At 70.0% G+C, this 16,187-nt stretch carries 11 protein-coding genes; 2 read left to right on the top strand and 9 right to left on the bottom strand.

The window, feature by feature from the left end:
• Positions 1 to 71: 71 nt before the first annotated feature.
• The 5 genes from ligA to HALKA_RS0105450 all read right to left on the bottom strand — a co-directional run bounded on the left by ligA (position 72) and on the right by HALKA_RS0105450 (position 7,301).
• The gene (gene ligA / locus HALKA_RS0105430) at positions 72 to 2,174 is read right to left on the bottom strand and encodes an NAD-dependent DNA ligase LigA (protein WP_018257025.1); all 2,103 of its coding nucleotides are present in this window, start codon (positions 2,172 to 2,174) and stop codon (positions 72 to 74) included.
• Positions 2,175 to 2,290: 116 nt separating this feature from the next.
• Entirely contained in the window at positions 2,291 to 3,445 is a 1,155-nt protein-coding gene (locus HALKA_RS0105435; protein WP_018257026.1) for a hypothetical protein, read from the bottom strand.
• A gap of 323 nt (positions 3,446 to 3,768) precedes the next feature.
• Positions 3,769 to 4,485, bottom strand: a complete 717-nt coding sequence (locus HALKA_RS0105440; RefSeq protein WP_044956486.1) for a G protein-coupled receptor family protein — start codon at positions 4,483 to 4,485, stop codon at positions 3,769 to 3,771.
• Entirely contained in the window at positions 4,478 to 6,067 is a 1,590-nt protein-coding gene (locus HALKA_RS0105445; protein WP_018257028.1) for a methyl-accepting chemotaxis protein, read from the bottom strand. The genes HALKA_RS0105440 and HALKA_RS0105445 overlap by 8 nt, the downstream gene beginning before the upstream one ends.
• A 121-nt stretch (positions 6,068 to 6,188) precedes the next feature.
• A complete protein-coding gene (locus HALKA_RS0105450; protein ID WP_018257029.1) occupies positions 6,189 to 7,301 on the bottom strand; it encodes a pyridoxal-phosphate-dependent aminotransferase family protein in 1,113 nt (370 codons plus the stop codon).
• A gap of 384 nt (positions 7,302 to 7,685) precedes the next feature.
• On the opposite strand from HALKA_RS0105450, the gene HALKA_RS0105455 reads away from it, so the two are divergent.
• Together HALKA_RS0105455 and HALKA_RS0105460 are read left to right on the top strand one after the other, a co-directional pair.
• The gene (locus tag HALKA_RS0105455) at positions 7,686 to 8,780 is read left to right on the top strand and encodes a DUF4397 domain-containing protein (RefSeq protein WP_018257030.1); all 1,095 of its coding nucleotides are present in this window, start codon (positions 7,686 to 7,688) and stop codon (positions 8,778 to 8,780) included.
• A 147-nt stretch (positions 8,781 to 8,927) separates the two neighbouring features.
• Entirely contained in the window at positions 8,928 to 9,884 is a 957-nt protein-coding gene (locus tag HALKA_RS0105460; protein WP_026190167.1) for an AAA family ATPase, read from the top strand.
• A gap of 146 nt (positions 9,885 to 10,030) precedes the next feature.
• Here the strand turns inward: HALKA_RS0105460 and HALKA_RS0105470 are convergent, their stop codons facing one another.
• The 4 genes from HALKA_RS0105470 to HALKA_RS0105485 are packed head-to-tail and all read right to left on the bottom strand — an operon-like array spanning position 10,031 to position 16,171.
• A complete protein-coding gene (locus tag HALKA_RS0105470; RefSeq protein ID WP_026190168.1) occupies positions 10,031 to 11,533 on the bottom strand; it encodes a DUF7519 family protein in 1,503 nt (500 codons plus the stop codon).
• Positions 11,530 to 12,870: a DUF58 domain-containing protein gene (locus HALKA_RS0105475; protein WP_026190169.1), complete on the bottom strand. Its 1,341-nt coding sequence runs from the start codon at positions 12,868 to 12,870 to the stop codon at positions 11,530 to 11,532. Before HALKA_RS0105475 ends, HALKA_RS0105470 begins: the two co-directional genes overlap by 4 nt.
• Entirely contained in the window at positions 12,867 to 13,493 is a 627-nt protein-coding gene (locus HALKA_RS0105480) for a DUF7269 family protein (protein WP_026190170.1), read from the bottom strand. The genes HALKA_RS0105475 and HALKA_RS0105480 overlap by 4 nt, the downstream gene beginning before the upstream one ends.
• Complete coding sequence (locus HALKA_RS0105485; protein WP_026190171.1) at positions 13,493 to 16,171, bottom strand: transglutaminase TgpA family protein; 2,679 nt, start codon at positions 16,169 to 16,171, stop codon at positions 13,493 to 13,495. The genes HALKA_RS0105480 and HALKA_RS0105485 overlap by 1 nt, the downstream gene beginning before the upstream one ends.
• Between the last annotated feature and the right edge of the window lie 16 nt (positions 16,172 to 16,187).

A 16,187-nucleotide genomic window follows, 5' to 3' on the forward strand; every position in this document is an offset into this window, starting at 1 on the left:
TTGTAGGTCTTTACCAGATCGACCGCACGCCGTCGTGCGGTCGACTGGGTAAACGCCTACAACCGTCCGTATCAGTTCTCGATCCCGCGGTCGGCGAGCAACTCCTCGAACGATTCTTGATCGATCGTCTCGACGCCTTCCGCCTCGGCGTCGTCGCGCTTGGACTGTCCGGGGTTGTCGCCGACGACGAGATAGTCGGTGTTGCCCGAGACGCTGCTTGTCGCAGAGCCGCCGTGGGCCTCGACGAGGTCCTGTGCCTCGCTGCGGGTGTATCCCGCCAGCGAGCCCGTGAACACGAACGTCAGCCCGTCGAGCGCGTCGCCGGTCTCCGTGTCGGCCGGCTGGGGATCGACGTGGTCGAGCAAGTCGTCGAGCACCGCCTCGTTGCGCTCGCCGCGGAAGAACTCGCAGATGCTCTCTGCGACGATCGGCCCCACGTCGTCGACGGCCTCGAACGCGTCCGTGTCGCCGGCCACGCCGGCCTCGCGGATCGCCTCGAAGCTCTCGAACTCGCGGGCGAGATTCCGGGCCGTGACCGTCCCCACATCGTGGATCCCGAGCGCGACGAGGAAGTTCGCCAGCGGCGGCTCGCGGCTCGCGTCGACCTCCGCGACGAGAGTCTCGGCGCTGCGCTGGCCCCACCCCGAAAGGGCGGCCAGTTCGTCGCCGGTCAGATCGTAGAGGTCCGCCGGGCTCTCGACGAGCCCCGCGTTCAGGAGCTTCGCGACGGCCTTCTCGCCGAGGCCTTCGATGTCCAGCGCGTCGCGGCTCGCGTAGTGTTCGATCGCGCGCTCGCGCTGGGCGGGACAGGCGAGTCCGCCGGTACAGAAGGCCATCGGCCCGTCGCGCTCGACCGCGCTCTCACAGACCGGACAGCGGTCGGGGAACGAAAACGTCGCTTCGCCGCTCGACTCGACGACTTCGACCACGTCCGGGATCACGTCGCCGGCTCGCTTGATCCGGACCGCGTCACCGGCGTTGACGCCCAGTTCCTCGATCTGTGCGGGGTTGTGCAGCGACGCTCGCGAGACGGTGACGCCGCCGACCTCGACGGGATCGAGCAGCGCGACCGGCGTCAGCCGACCGGTCCGGCCGACCTGGACGGCGATGTCGCGCAGCGTCGTCCGTTCCTTGCGAGCGGGGAACTTGTAGGCGAAGGCCCACCGCGGGGCGCGGCTGGTCGACCCCAGCAACTCACAGGCCCGGCGGTCGTCGACCTTGATCACGACGCCGTCGATCTCGTAGTCCAGATCGTCTCGCGCGTCGAGTTGCCGGTCCCGGTAGTCGATGGCGGCGTCGATGTCGTCGACGACAGTCGTCCGGTCACAGACGCGCAGTCCACACTCCGGAAATCGCTCGTGGAGCGCGCCGTGGGAGTCGAACTCGACCGACGAGTCGAGGACGCCGAAGAAGAAAATCGAGAGCGGTCGCTCGGCCGTGATCGACGGATCGAGCTGTCGCAACGTCCCGGCCGCGGCGTTGCGGGGGTTCGCGAAGGGGTCCTCGCCGCGCTCGATGCGCTCGCTGTTGTAGGCCGTGAAGGCGTCCCGGGGCATGTACACCTCGCCCCGCACGGCGAGGAAGTCGGGGAAGTCACCGCGCAGGCGCTGGGGCACGCTGGCGATCGTGCGGACGTTCTCGGTCACGTCCTCGCCGACCGCGCCGTCCCCGCGGGTGGCGGCCCGCCGGAACTGCCCGTCCTCGTAGACGATCTCGACGGAGAGCCCGTCGAACTTCGGCTCACAGAAGTAGTCGACTTCGCCGTCGTAGTCCGTGTCGGCCAGGCGATTCCGGACCCGGCGGTCGAACTCTCTGACCTCGCTGGCCTCGCCGCCCTGGTCGATCGAGCCCATCGGCGCGACGTGCTCGACTGACTGGAGTTCGTCCAGCGGTTCGCCCCCGACGCGCTGGGTGGGACTGTCCGCGCGGTCGAGGGTGAACGCGTCTTCGAGGGCTTCGAGGCGGGCGAACAGCGCGTCGTAGGCCCGGTCCCCGATCACCGGATCGGCCAGCACGTAGTAGCGGTGGTCGTGGTACCGGATCGCCTCGCGGAGCCGCTCGGCCTGCTCGCGGGCCTCGTCGTCGGAGAGGGCGTCGACCGGTTCGAACTCGGTTGGCGGGTCCTCGACGTAGCGGTTGTTCGGCGGTGGTGTCGATTCCGTCTCCGAACTCATACGCTGTGGGTGTGGCCGTCGGGGGTTAAAAGGAGCCATCCCGAGTGGCGACGACGGGGGTGAGCCGTCACCGAGGAATTGGAGACCGTCCAACGGGTCCGCTCGGTCGGAGCGTCCTACCGCGGGCAGCCGACGTCGTCGGCCGGTTCGTCGCTGCCGTAGTGGTTGGCCTCGTACTCGACGTTCGCCCAGTCGCCGGTGTTGACCTGCGTGATCGCGCTGCCGTCCCAGTCGGCGGGAGTCGACTTCGGTTCGTCGGCGTTGTAGAACCAGTTGTGGTGAATCGAGGCCACGCCGTCGGGCGTGCCCCGGATGGCGACGGCTTCGGGCTCGCCGCCGTTCTGGACGTGCTCGGTCGCCTCGACGGTGTTGTGGTGGATCTCCATGGTCGTCCCGCCGGGCTCGTGCTGGTCGATGACGTGGTCGACCGTCTCCGGTCCGAAGTGGTTGTACCGGGCGGTGTAGCCGCAGTTGCCGCTGCCGGCGACGCTGTGGCGGTTGTAGTTGAAGTAGTTGTACTCGATCAGGGGCTCGCCACGGGTGACGCTGACGCCGTAGCCCAGCCCGCCCATCGGATTGTGGTGGACGTCGTTGTGGTGGACGTGGGTGTCGGAGAAGGGTCGGATGGCCGCGTGAGAGAAGCCGAAGACTTCGTTGTTGTCGATCTCGACGCCGCTGTCGGCGACCTGCAGGCCGATACTGACCGGGCCGTCGGTAAGGTCGACGTACTCGTCGTACTGGCCGCTGACGCGCAGTCCCGTCACGCGGGCGTTCGCGCGGACGACGAACATCGGCCACGGGAGATCGGTCGTCTGGAGGTGGCCGCCGGGTGCGCCGTCGATCCCGCGGTCCGAGGCCAGCGTGACGCCCTCGGGGACCGACCACTCCGCACCGCCCATGTCGATGGTCGCGTCGCCAGCGACGTACACCACGTCGCCGCTGGACGCGCTCCCCAGCGCGTCCCGGAGTTCGCTCCGGGTACCGACGGTAACGTCTGCCTGCTCCGGTCCGACGGTGTGCTCGTACCCGGTGCCGCCGCCGACGACCGGTGCGTCGTTCGCGTCGCCGTCGCCCGCCGGTTCGGACGCGCGGCCGGTCACGTCGTCGTCGGCCTCGGCGGCCGATTCGGAGTCGCGTGCGCTCGCAGCGCCAACGCCCACGCCGCTCATGAGCATGAGGCCAGTCAGTTCCAGACAGCGGCGTCGGCTGACGGGCAGGTCGGTCTGTGTCGTCGGTGCGGTACGGTTCCGGTCGCCGTTAGGTTCCGGCATAGTCGAGTACAGTGATCTTACCGGTAAAGGGGATTTTTACGGGGTGGTAACCGGGTTGTCACACCCACAGCCCAGCGACGGTCGGACGCTCGGCAGTTGCTTGCCAGTTCGGTGCGAGCCGAGCCGGGCGAGAACGGTTCGATTACCCCGTGACAGGTCAGCATTATCGCGAGTAAGGCACGATTACGGCTTCGAGCGGGGGTCTCAGTGGTCTGGCACAGAACGGTGCGCACGAGCGAGTCGGGTGGCGGTGCTATAGTAACAATTGAAACGATTTACACACCGATCGCACTGCCATCGTGCGATCGAGTGTGCATTGATTCTCAATGGCTACTATAGTCGGCCGGGGTCGTCTCGGACGCGGTCGTCGGACGCAGCGACGTGGATCCGACCGCGTCGAGGTTCGCCAGCAAGAACCCGGCAAAGCCCACGCGGATGAGGACGGCCATGTACTGCTGGATCACCAGCGAGACGAAGGCGTCGAAGACGCCGAACAGCGAGATGACGGCGTAGGCGATCAACATCCCGATGAGGAACAACACCAGGTTCCGGGCTTTCCAGTGGAGGAGCCGGCGCTGCTCGGGCACTCCACGTGTCTGCGTCCAGACCGGCCCCAGGAGGTAGGCGGCGATCGCGAGGTGCCCGCCGACGACGATCACCAGACCGAGCAGGGCGACGATCCCGCCCGAGATCGCCGCGACCTCGAAGGCGATGCGCTGGACGACCGGCGTGAGCACGATGGCCGCGAGCGCGCGACCCTCCACGTCGGCCAGTCGCGCCATCACGGCGTACAACACCCCGTACGCGATCATCGATTCGACGAACAGCGGGACGACGACTTCGCTGCCGTTGACCGTGATCGTCCCGACGCCGGCAGCGACGACCGCCGACGCCACTCCGGCGAGCCCGACGACCAGCACGATTGGGGTACAGAACCGCCGGTGTTCCGGTGAGACCTGGCGGAGCCACCCCCACAGGACGACGAGCGCGACTGCGTAGACCACGGCGGTGAGACCGTGGACGGTCGTCGCCTCAATCATCGTCGTCACCCGCCGTTGCGCCTGCGGTCTGGACTGCTCCGGTGTGGTCTGTGTCTCTGGTCTCGAACGAATCCAGCAGCGCCATCAGGTCGGCCGTCTGGTCGCTCAGTTCGTCGGCGCGCTCGCGAACGCCACGCATCGTCGACGCCGTCTGCTCGGCCGTGTCGGCCAGCTCGTTCGAGCGAGTCGCCACCTGCTGGGCGGACTCGGCGACCTGGTCGAGCGCTGCCGAGACCTCCTCGGTGGCGGCCGCACCGTCGTCGGTCGCGCGGGCGATCTCCGCCATCGCGTCGTCCACGTCGTCGACGGTCTCGGTCAGCGTGTCCAGCGTCTCTCCGGCTTCGGTCACCGTCTCGACCCCGTCGTCGATCCGGCGGCGCGTCAGCGACATCTCCTCGGTCACGTCGTCCACGTCGTCGCGGGCACCGTCGACGATCGACTCGATCTCGTCGATGGCGTCCTGGGTCTGCTCGGCCAGCCCCTTCACTTCGTCGGCGACGACGGCGAACCCGTCGCCACCGCTCCCGGCGTGAGAGGCCTCGATGTTGGCGTTGAGCGCGAGCATATCGGTCTGCTGGGCGATCTCGTCGATGAGTCCCGTCGTCTCCGCGACCTCGTCCATCCGGTCGTCGAGGGCGGCGACGAGCCGGTCGAGTTCGTCGACGGCGTCGGCGACGCGTTCGATCGTCTCGACTGCCTCCTCGGTGCGCTCTGCGCCGACCTCCCCGACCTCGGCGGCTTCGGTCGCCCGCCCCGCGACCTCGTCGGTCGTCGAAGCGACTTCCTCGATCGTCGCCGAGAGGTCGTTCGTCTCGGCGACCGCGCTCTGGAGGCGTTCGGCCTGTCCGGACACGTCACTGGCGAGTTCGCGGATGTCGGCCGCCAGCGACTCGTTGAGGCGCTCGACCTCGGCGGCGTCCTCGGCGACGGCCCCGCTTGTCTGTTCGACCGTCGTCGCGAAGGCTCGAATCTCGCCGACAGTATCCGAGAGGTCGACGGTCATCGACTCGTAGGCGTCGGCGATCCGCTCGATCGCGTCGACCTCGCTGTCGGTCGCCAGCCGATGGGTGAAGTCGCCGTCGGCGGCGGCCGCCATCGCGTCGCCGATCGTCTCGGCCTGGTCGACCAGCCGGTCGTTGAATTCCTCGGCCTCGGCGCGGGCCGCTTCGGCCTCCGACTTCGCCTGTTCGGCCTCTTTGCGAGAGGTCTCCGACTCTTCGAAGGCCGACGTGAGCGAGTCGCGCATGCTGTCGAACGCGTCGGCGAGCCGGCCGAACTCGTCGGCTCGATCGACCTCGGGAGTGGCGTCGAGGTCGCCGTCCTCGATCGCGGCGGCCGCGTCGGTGAGCTGTCTGAGCTCGACCGCGACGTTGCCGGCCAACACGATCCCCAGCAGGCCGAGGTTGAGCGTGACGACGAAGATCGTCCCCGCGAGCCCGGCGAGTCCGGCCTCCGGCGAAGTGGCGACGTGGGCGGCAAAGACCGCACCGAAACCGACCGTCACTCCCAACGTGATCGCCAGCGCCGTGCCGATGCGGCGGCTGTACTGCGAGGCGAGCCACGTGACTGTCTGTGATTGCATCTTACTGAGAACAAACTCGATACAACTCTTGAAGCTGTGGCCCCAGATTCCACAATTGATAACGCAGCGGGCTCGATCGGCCCGCTGGCAGCGACGGCCGACGGCGTGCGACGGCTCGGCGTTACAGGTCCGCGACGTCCTCGATGGCGTCGGTCAGCGTCCGGATCGACTCGACATCGTGTTCGCCCATGTGTCCGATTCGGAACGTCTCCTCGCCCAGCGCGGAGCCGTAGCCGTTCGAGAACACCATGTCGTACTTCTGGGACACCTCCTCGATTGTGGCGGCCACGTCGATGCCCTGCGTGTTCTCGATACAGGAGACCGTCTGGGACTCGTACCCCTCCTCGGGGAACATGTCGAAGTGATCGCGCGCCCACTCGCGGGTGTACTCGGCCATCTCGCGGTGGCGCTGGTCGCGCCCGTCGTGGCCCTCTTCGAGCATGTGTTTCATCTGCTTGCGGTAGGCCAGCATGATCGGGATTGCGGGCGTCGAGTGGGTCTGTCCCTTCCGGTCGTAGTAGTCCAGACAGCGCTGGAAGCCGCCGTACCACGAGGCGGACTCTTTCTCGATCTCGCGGTCGTAGGCGTCGTCGCTGACGACACAGACGGTCAGTCCCGGCGGCATGGCGAACGCCTTCTGGGTCGAGGCGAAGATCATGTCGACGTTGTGCTGGTCGATGTCGACGTAGTCACCGCCGAGCGAGGAGACGGCGTCGACGACGAAGTAGGTGTCCGGGTACTCCGCGACCACGTCGCCGATCTCCTCGATGGGGTTGCGGACGCCGGTCGAGGACTCGTTCATCACCGTCGCGACCACGTCGTAGTGCTTGTCGCTCGATTCGAGTTCGGCGCGGATGTCCTCGGGCTTGATCGCCTGTCCCCACTCGTATTCGAGTCGGTCCACGTCCTTGCCGAGGCGCTCGGCGACGTTGGCGTGGCGCTCGCTGAAGCTGCCACAGGTCGGCACGAGGATGTTCTCGTCGACGAGGTTCAGCGTCGATGCCTCCCAGAACTCCGTCCCGGAGCCCGTGAGGATGATCACGTCGTTGTCGGTGCCCAGGAACGTCTTCGTGTCCTCGACGATGGTCGTGTAGAGGTCGGTCATCCGGTCCATCCGGTGGCCGAACATCGGCTGAGCCATCGCCTGGATCACGTCGTCGCGGACCTCGGTCGGGCCGGGAATGTACAGCGTCTTGTCGGGATAGTCGTCCGTGTATTCGCTTTTTTTCGTCACTGAAGCCACCTCTCAGTGTTGCGAACGGTCGTCGCCGAACGGTATGGTAGTTGTGATACCGTCCGCACGAATCCGGGTATAGTAGCCATTGAAAATCAATGCACACCCGATCGCACGACAGCAGTGCGATTGGTGTGTAAATCGTTTCAATTGTTACTATAACCTCGCCTTATCTCCCCTGGCGGCGTCGCCCCGTCGATACGGTTCGCTTTCCGGGTCCCCGCGGAGGGGATCGTGCCGGCAAACAAGCGGTCGTTATCGAGCGAGCGCGGGACAAACGACCGCCTTACTCCGGAGCGCCGTGGCGGGCGCGGGACGGCGACTGCGGCGGGCGAGCGCTTGCTCTCGCATAACAAAGGGGGAGAGGGCGGATGACTCTACTGCATGCCAGACAGCACACGCGGTACAGCACTCGTACTGGTCCTCTCGGTCGCGCTCGTGGCGAGCGCGGCCTTCGTCGGGGTCGGCTTCGGCCAGCAGGCCGAGGACGACGCCGACGACACGGAGTTGAGCACACAGAACACGTCGTACCTGCGCGTCGCCCACGCCGCGCCCGGCGCGACGTCGGTCGACGTGTACGTCGACAACGAGACGGTCGCCGAGGGCGTCGCGTTCGACACGTTCAGCGATTACATCGCCCTCGAATCGGGCAACCACACGGTAACGGTCACCGTCGTCGACAGCCCCGACGAGGTCGTGTTCAACGAGACCGTCGACCTCGAACCGCGGTCGGTGACGACCGTGACCGCGGCCATCGCCGCGAACGACAGCGAGGGCGGGGTCGTCCCCGTGGCCTACGACGACAGCGCCGCCACGCCGGCAGACGACGAGGCCGCACTCCGGATCGCTCACCTCTCGCCGAACGCGCCGGCAGTCGATATCGTCGCCGTCGAGAGCGGCGACAGCGCCACCGAGGAGACGGCGACCGAGACGGAGGCAAACGAGACTGACGAGACCGAGACGGAGGCAAACGAGACCGACGAGACTGCGACCGGCGAGACGGTCCTCGCGGAGAACGTCTCGTACACCAACGCGACCGACTACGCGAACGTCCCGGCCGGCGACTACACCGTCGAGGTCAGAGTCGCGGCCGAGGACAACGACGGATCGGTCGTCGCCAGCACGGACCTCTCCCTGGAGAGCGGCATCGCCCACACCACCTGGGCGCTCGGGAACGTCCCCGAGGACGGCGAGGAGATGCCACCGACCTTCCGCGTCGCCACGACTCAGGACGCCAGCAGGACCATCGACTTCCCGGGCGCGGAAAACGAGACTGAACAGACGGACACCGAAACGGAATCCGAGGACGGCGAGACGACCGACGAAGAGACCACGGACGAAGAGACGACCGACGAGGAAGAGACCACGGACGAAGAGACGACCGACGAGGAAACGACCGACGAGGAAACGACCGACGAGGAAACGACCGACGAGGAAACGACCGACGAAGAAGCGACGGAGACCGAAGCCGCGACGTAGCCGCTCACCCCCTCGCTTTTTACCGAGCACCAGCCGTCGATCCTGGGACCCATCCCGATAGCCGGCTCGCTCGATTCTCGATCAGCGGGCCGGCGACCGTCTGGCGTTTCGACCAGACTTATGCCGTCGCTGGCCGACCACTCGTGTATGGATCACGAGACCGCCGGCCGGGCCTGCGCCGAGATTCTCGACGCCGTCGGGAGCGCGGTGATCGCCGAGGACGCCTTTCTGGAGTCCGTGCTGACCGGCGTCCTCGCACGGGGCCACGTCCTGCTGGAGGACGTGCCCGGCACCGGCAAGACGCTGACCGCCCGGAGCTTCGCGAACGCGCTCGATCTCTCGTTCAACCGCATCCAGTTCACGCCGGACCTGTTGCCGGCCGACATCACCGGCTCGAACGTCTACAACGAGGGGACGGGGAGCTTCGAGTTCGCGCCGGGGCCGATCTTCGCCAACGTCGTGCTGGCCGACGAAATCAACCGCGCCCCGCCCAAGACACAGGCCGCGCTGCTGGAGGCGATGGGCGAGGGGCAGGTCACCGTCGACGGCGAGACCCACGCGCTGCCCGAGCCGTTTTTCGTCATCGCGACGCAGAACCCGGTCGAGCAGGAGGGGACCTTCGGGCTGCCCGAGGCCCAGCGGGACCGCTTCGTCGTCAAGACCGCGATGGGCTACCCCGACTTCGACGGCGAGCGAGCGCTGATCGACCGGCGGGCCGACCGCACCGCACAGGCACCGAGCGTCACGGCGATCGTCGACGCCGAGCGGATCCCCGACCTCCAGCGCGTCGCCGAGACCGTCACCGTCGACGGGAAGCTCAGGGACTACGTCGTCGAACTCGGGCGGGCGACCCGCGCCGACGAGCGCGTCGACGTCGGCGTCTCGCCGCGCGGGATCCAGCGGCTGTTCGAAGCCGCTCGCGCTCGCGCCGTCATCGAGGGGCGGGACTACGTCGTCCCCGAGGACGTACAGCGGGTCGTCCGCGACGTGTTCGCTCACCGACTGGTGCTGACCGCCGACGCGAGCGTCCGCGAGGTCGACCCCGACGAGGTGGTCCGGGACGTGCTCGATCGGATCGAGGTGCCGGCCGTCTCGCCGACCTGAAGCGGCCGATATCGCTGTTCTCTCTGGATGCCGAGTCGTCCGTCAGCGCAACGCGACCAGCAACGCCAACAGCCCCGCGACGGCGACGACCAGGCCGGCGACGACGGCCCCGTCGGCGACGGTGACCGCGCCGACGGCGGCGTCGGTCACGGCCACGGCGACGGCGACGCCGACCCCGCCGATGGCCAGCGTTCCCGTCGTGTGGACCAGTTCCGCCCGAGGGTGTCGGCCCGCCGTCCGATCTCCTCGCCCAGCGTCGTCCCGAACTCGCCCACGTCCCAGACGAGGACGGCCGCGACGAGACTGCCGAACAGCAGCGCCGTCGGAACGCCGACGACGCCAGCGAACGCCGCGACCACGAAGAGTGCGCCACTGGCGATCCCGACGCCGGCAGTGCGGTCGTCGAGGTACTTCGTGAGCAAGACGAGCCACAGACACATCGCCGCGACCGCGGCGACCAGCAACACGAAGCCGACGCCGGTCAGGACGATCGGGACCGGGCCGTAGAAGTCGACGACGGAGCCAGACAGCTCGCGAAACCGCGGGCCGAACTCGCCGGGCAGCGTCGCCGCGACCCAGCCGCGAGCCGCCGATAGGACCGGGCCGGCGACGAGGGCGGCCGCGACGAGCACCCCGCTCCCGGCCGCGAAGGGCGCGACCGCGGCCCCGATCCGGTCGGCAGCGGTCCGGGCGGTCCGCCGGAGCACGGCGACGGCGACGAGCGTCGCGACACAGAGGGCGATCACACGCCACGCGAGCCTGCGAGCCGGCGGCGCGGTCGTCACCGCCGTCAACAGGTCGAAGGCGGGCGGCGTCACCACCGACTGGAGTCGCTCGGGCGGGAACACGTAGTCGGTGAAAAACCCGACGGGGACCCCGAACCCGGCGACGACGGCCGCCCGGAGCAGCCACGACCGGACGCTCGCGACGGCGCGCTCGACCGCCGGATCGGTCGTGAGTTCGGTGAGCGGCAGGGCACCGACGGTCCGTCGGACGACGAGGAGCGCGGCCGCGACGAGCAACAGGAACGTCGTCACGCTGGGTCGGACCGCTGGGGGCTCGAAGACGATCGTCGTGGTCGTCCGGAGCACGTCGCCGAGGACGGCCCCGACTCCGGGTGCGTCGCGGGTGGATTCGAGATACCGCAGCGCCTCCCCGGCGACGAGGACCAGCCCCACGCCGAGCGGCGGGATCGTCGTCTTCAGCGACGCCTCGGCGGTCCGCCTGGCCGTCTCTCGATCGAGGACGTGTCCGATCGCCACGCTCGCGCCGAAGACGGCCCCGGCCGCGCCGACGACGACCATCGCGCGGGCCGACAGGTCGACGACGGTCGCCGGCAAGCGGGACAGCGACTCGACGGGGAAGAAGACGCCCGCCAGGACGATGACGGTCCCGACCGTCGCAGCGACGACGCCGACCCCGATCGGGAGCGCGAGCAGGCTGGTCAGGACGGTCCCCAGCGTGCGGTGGCGGTCCCAGCCGGCGGTCCAGACCGCCAGTGCGAGCGCGACCGCGCCCGCCCCGCCGAGCGCGGCCGGCACCGCGACGCCGATCGCTCGAACGAGCACCGTCGCTGTCAGCAGCGTGACGAACACGACCAGCCCCGTGCTCGCCGTCGTCGGCCGCCACTCCGTGCGATCGTCGATCATCGGTTGAACAGCTCCGCGAGCGAGGCCCGCATGGCGATGTCGATCGGTTCGTCGAGGTCCCAGTCGATCAGCGTCGCCCCGGTCAGCTCCACCGACTGGAGGCGCAGCCGGCGTTCGAGCGCGACGACGGTCTCGGCCGCCCCCTCGCCGCGAGTCACGTCGGGACTGACGACGGTCGTCGGGTAGCTCCGCGCCCGGAGGCTCGTGATCAGTTCCGTCGGCCAGTCGTCGAGCAGCGGCGAGAAGACGACGACCTGGGCCGTCGGCGGGAGGCGAGCGAGTAGCGTCTCCACGTCGGGTGTCGTCCGCTCGGACGCGGGCTCGCCCTCCTCGTGGGTCGCGCCGCCGTCGGGGGCGACGCTGTCGCGCGCGGCCGCCGACTGGACGCCGTCGAACAGACGACTCGCCTGCGGGCTCTCGACGCCGCCGTCGGGATCCGTCCAGGCCAGTCCGTCCGGACCGAGCCCGCCCACGAGGTCCTCGTCTGCGAGCCCGACGGCGGTGACGCTGGCGACGACACTCGATCTGGACAGGGCATCGAGCAGGCGCTCGGCGGCGTAGGCGGATAGCTCGGCACCCGTCGGATACCCCGCTTCCGGCGTCACCCGCGTCGGGGGGCGTGCGTCGACGACCAGCACCGTGCGGACGGCCTGCTCCTCGCGGTACTCGACGGTCGTCAGTTCGCCGGTCTTGGCCAAGCGCCGCCAGTCGATCCGCGAGACCGGATCGCCCGACTGGTAGTCGCGGGTCGCGTGAAACTCCAGCCCGCTGCCGCCGCTGTCGGTCGGAAGCGTGCCGGCGCGGGGCAGCGTCGCGTCGGCCAGCGGTGCCTCGGCGACCACGTTGGCACAGGTCAGGGCGGTGTCGCCCGTCGCGGCGACCGTCGCCGTGGCGATCTCGGTGGCCGCCAGCGGCCGGATTCGGACGACGGGATCCTCGAAGGCGTAGGTCCCCCGCTTCGAGCGGACGGCGTACTCGACGGTCGTCGACTCGCCCGGCCGCAGCGAGCGACAGGCCCGCGGCGAGCCCGAGACGACGGTCAGCTCGGCGGGGACGCCGTCGACGATCCGAACGTCGGTCAGGGTCCGCCGGCCGGTGTTCTCGACGGTCAGCGTCACGTCGACCGGATCGCCCGGCGTCGGTGCGGCGGCGGCCACGGTCCGGTCGGCGTCGAGAGTGGCTCCCGACGGGACGCGCGACAGCGACCCGACCAGCACGGAGGCGAGGGGGATCGCCGCCCCCGCGAAGAGGGCCGGTTCGGCGGCCAGGAGACCGACGCTCAGTAGCGTCACCGTCCCCGCGAGCGGGACGCCCCAGCGCCGGACGCGGTCGGTCACGGCCACCCCTCCGTGAGCTCGCGCGTGGCACGGACCGTGCGGTGCAGTCGGCGTCGGCGCTCGGCCGCCGGATCGAGCCAGAGCCTGAGACGCGACCACAGCGAGTGCGACGGCCCCTCGTCGTCCGAGAGGAGGGCCGCGGCGGTCCGGTCGTCGGTCCAGTCACCGCGCTCGACCGCTCGCCGGGCGTCCTCGGGGCCACAGCCGGCCGTCTGTGCGTAGGCCGCCGTGGCCGTCTCCCGAAACCGCTCGCGGACGGCGTCGAGCGCCTCGTCGTCGCCCGCGATGGCGTCGTCGATCGTCGCCGCCAGCGCCGCACCGGTCCGACGCTGACGCGCCGTCGTGACCGCCTCTGGCGGTTCCGCGGTCGCGGCGTCGAACGCGTCTCCGCCCTCCCCAGCGCGGCTCGGCAGCGTCGCCGACCGGGCGGCGACGAGCAGGTAGAGCCCGGCGAGGAGGCTACCGGCCAGCAACAGCTGGCGCGCGTTCGCCGCCTCGCCGAGGGTCACGAGCGGATCGACGGGCGCGACCGACAGCAGCGTCTCGGGAGCGAACAGCAGTCCGGCGGCCAACGCCGTCGCGACCGTCCCCACGACGCCGAACAGGACGACTCGGACCCGCATCAGTCGGCCACCTCCGGCTGGCCGCCGGGCGCGTCGCCGTCGGCGTCGTCGGCGCGCTCGGCGGCGCGCTCGATCTCGGCGACGGCGTCGGCGACGGCCGGCACCCGTTCCGTGGGTTCGCGCTGGCCGTACTCGACGGCCCGGAAGGCGTCGACGATCGTCCAGACCGCGTCGGCCGGGAGGTCGTCGACCTCGACGGCGTGGGCGGCGATCGCCTCGGGCGTTCGGCGCTCCGGCCGGGTCACGGAGACGTGCCCGAGGAACTGCGACCACCCCTCTCTGATGGTCGCGTGAGCGTCGTTTGACCCGGCGTCACCGTCGCCGGCAGGGGCGAGCGACTCGAAGCGGGCGGTCACCGTCGACTGGACGCCCCCCGACCGGTCCGCGAGCCAGCGCCGGAGCGCAGCCAGCAGCGCGGCCGGCGAGACGCGGCCGGTGACGAGCGCGAGCAGGTGCTCGACGGTCAGCGCCGTCCGCCGGTAGAGCCGACGGATCGCGCGATCGAGCACCGATCCGAGCCCCACCAGCGCGACGACGACCAACTGCCCGCTCCGGGCGAGCGCCGCCGCGATCCGTCTGGGCGTGACTCCGTAGCGGCGAGCCAGCGCGACCGCGGCGAGGACGGCGACGAGGAGGGCGGCCGCGACCGCCGCCAGGTTCGCGTACAGCCCCTCCAGAGCGGTCCGGCGAGACTGGCCGTACTGCGAGACCGCGACGGTCGCGCTGTCTGCCAGTGGCAGCGAGACCGTCGTCGTGCCGTCGACGCCGGTCGTCCCGATCCGTTCGCCGTCCAGCGCGACGGTCGCGCCGGCTGTCGGTTCGCCCGCCACGGTCGCGTTGACTCGGGCGTCGGTCAGCGGGAGGGCCAGCGGTGCCGTCGGCTCGACGCTCACGTTCAGTCGCCCGAGCGTGAGCCTCCGGGTGCCCTCGACGGCACCGCGACGCACCCCCAGGGTCGTCTCGCCGGGCTCGTCCGGCAGACGCACGGTCGCCCGGCCCCGATCGTCGGTCATCGCGACCTGCTCGCCCGACAGTGTCACCGCCGCCCGCCGGAGCGGCTCGCCGTCGACGAGCGCGAGCAGAGACACCTCGCTGCCGGTGGTGAGATCGCCGCTCACGGAGATCGCCGCGGTCGTGTTCAGGTCGAAGGTCTCGGTGTCGCGGGTCGCGGGGCCGGCCGGTCGGAACAGCCGCCCGTTCTCGCGGCTCGGCGCGCCGTAGACGACGACGCGCTCGTCGGCGGTGCCGGCGATCGTCACGTTGAGCGTCGCGGCGTAGGGGACGGTGGCGGTCACGTTCCCGTCCGTGGCCGTGGCACCGACCGGCTCGCCGTTGAACAGGACCCGCGCGCCCATCACCGGAACGCCGTCTTCGGTGACGGTCACAGTCACCGGCACGCCGGGGACGGCCGTCCGGTTCAGCGACACGTCGTAGCCGTCGGCGGTGTCGTCTCGCTCGGTCGGCGTCGGTGTCGCCGTGTCCGTCGGGGTCGCCGTGTCCGTCGGGGTCGGCGTGTCCGTCGGGGGCTGGTCCGCCGGTGTCGGTGTGGGTGTCGCCGTGGGCGGCTCGTCGTCGAGCGCGGCCCGCTCCTGTTGCCGGCGTTCGTCCCCCGGCGTGGCGTCGAAGCGGACCCAGCCCACGTCGGGGAAGTACACCTCGGTCCAGGCGTGGGCGTTCATCCCCCGGACGGTGTAGCTGTTCTCTCCGACCTGCTCGCCGGTGGAGTAGCCGACGACGTAGCGGGCGGGAATGTCCTGACTGCGCAGCATCGCGACCATCGACGTGGCGAAGTACTCGCAGTACCCCGTCTCCATGTCGAAGACGAACTGCGTCGCGACGCCGGCCTCCCGCTCGGGGTCGTGGCTGGCGTTGAGCGAGTACTCCTTGTTCGATTCGAGCCACCGCTCGATCGTGCGAGCGGTCTCGTAGGGGTCGTCACTGTCGGCCGTCAGCTCGTCGGTGAACGCCCCGAGGCGGCCCTCGCTGTCTGCCGGGAGCTGGGTGTATCGGTCCTCGATCTCGGCCGGATACTCCCGACCGGCCTGGCTCAGCACGGCCGGATCGTCGGCCGGGCGCTGACTGACGCCGGTGTAGCTGGTCCCCTGCGGGACGGTCCCGTCGGCCGTGACCGCACCGTTCTCGGTGATCGAGACGCCCGGCCGAGAGAGCTGGGTCGGCCGCCAGACGGTCGGGAGCGACGCGGCGCTGCGTTCGAGGGTCACCTCGTAGGTGACGCGTTCGTCGCGAGCGCCCTCGACGGGCAGTTCGCCATCGACCGGCGTCGTTCCCTCGCGTCGCTCCCAGCCCGCGCCCGTGTACTCGCCGTAGGCACCCGTCCGCCAGTAGCTCGCCTGCGTGCTCTGGACCCGGAAGTGGACGTCGTCGCTCCGTGATCGCAGGGCCGACTCGCCGCCCAGCGACCCGCCCACGTCGGTGCTGTCGCCGGGACTCAGCGCGCCGAGCCCGCCGCCACCGCCCGAGCTGCTGCCCCCCGACCCACCCCGGACCTCCTCGGGGATCGGGACCAGCGACGAGGCGGGCGAGTCGGTCCCCGCGGGCGACAGCGCCGGCACCGCGGTCGTCGCCACCACCAGCGCGAGCAGCGTGACTACCACGAGCGCGACCCGCGAGTAGTCGCGCGTGCCGCCGACCTCGAAGAGAGATTCGTCATCTGCCATGGCTCGTCGATGTGGG

This window comes from Halomicrobium katesii DSM 19301 (genome assembly GCF_000379085.1).
Classification (GTDB): domain Archaea; phylum Halobacteriota; class Halobacteria; order Halobacteriales; family Haloarculaceae; genus Halomicrobium; species Halomicrobium katesii.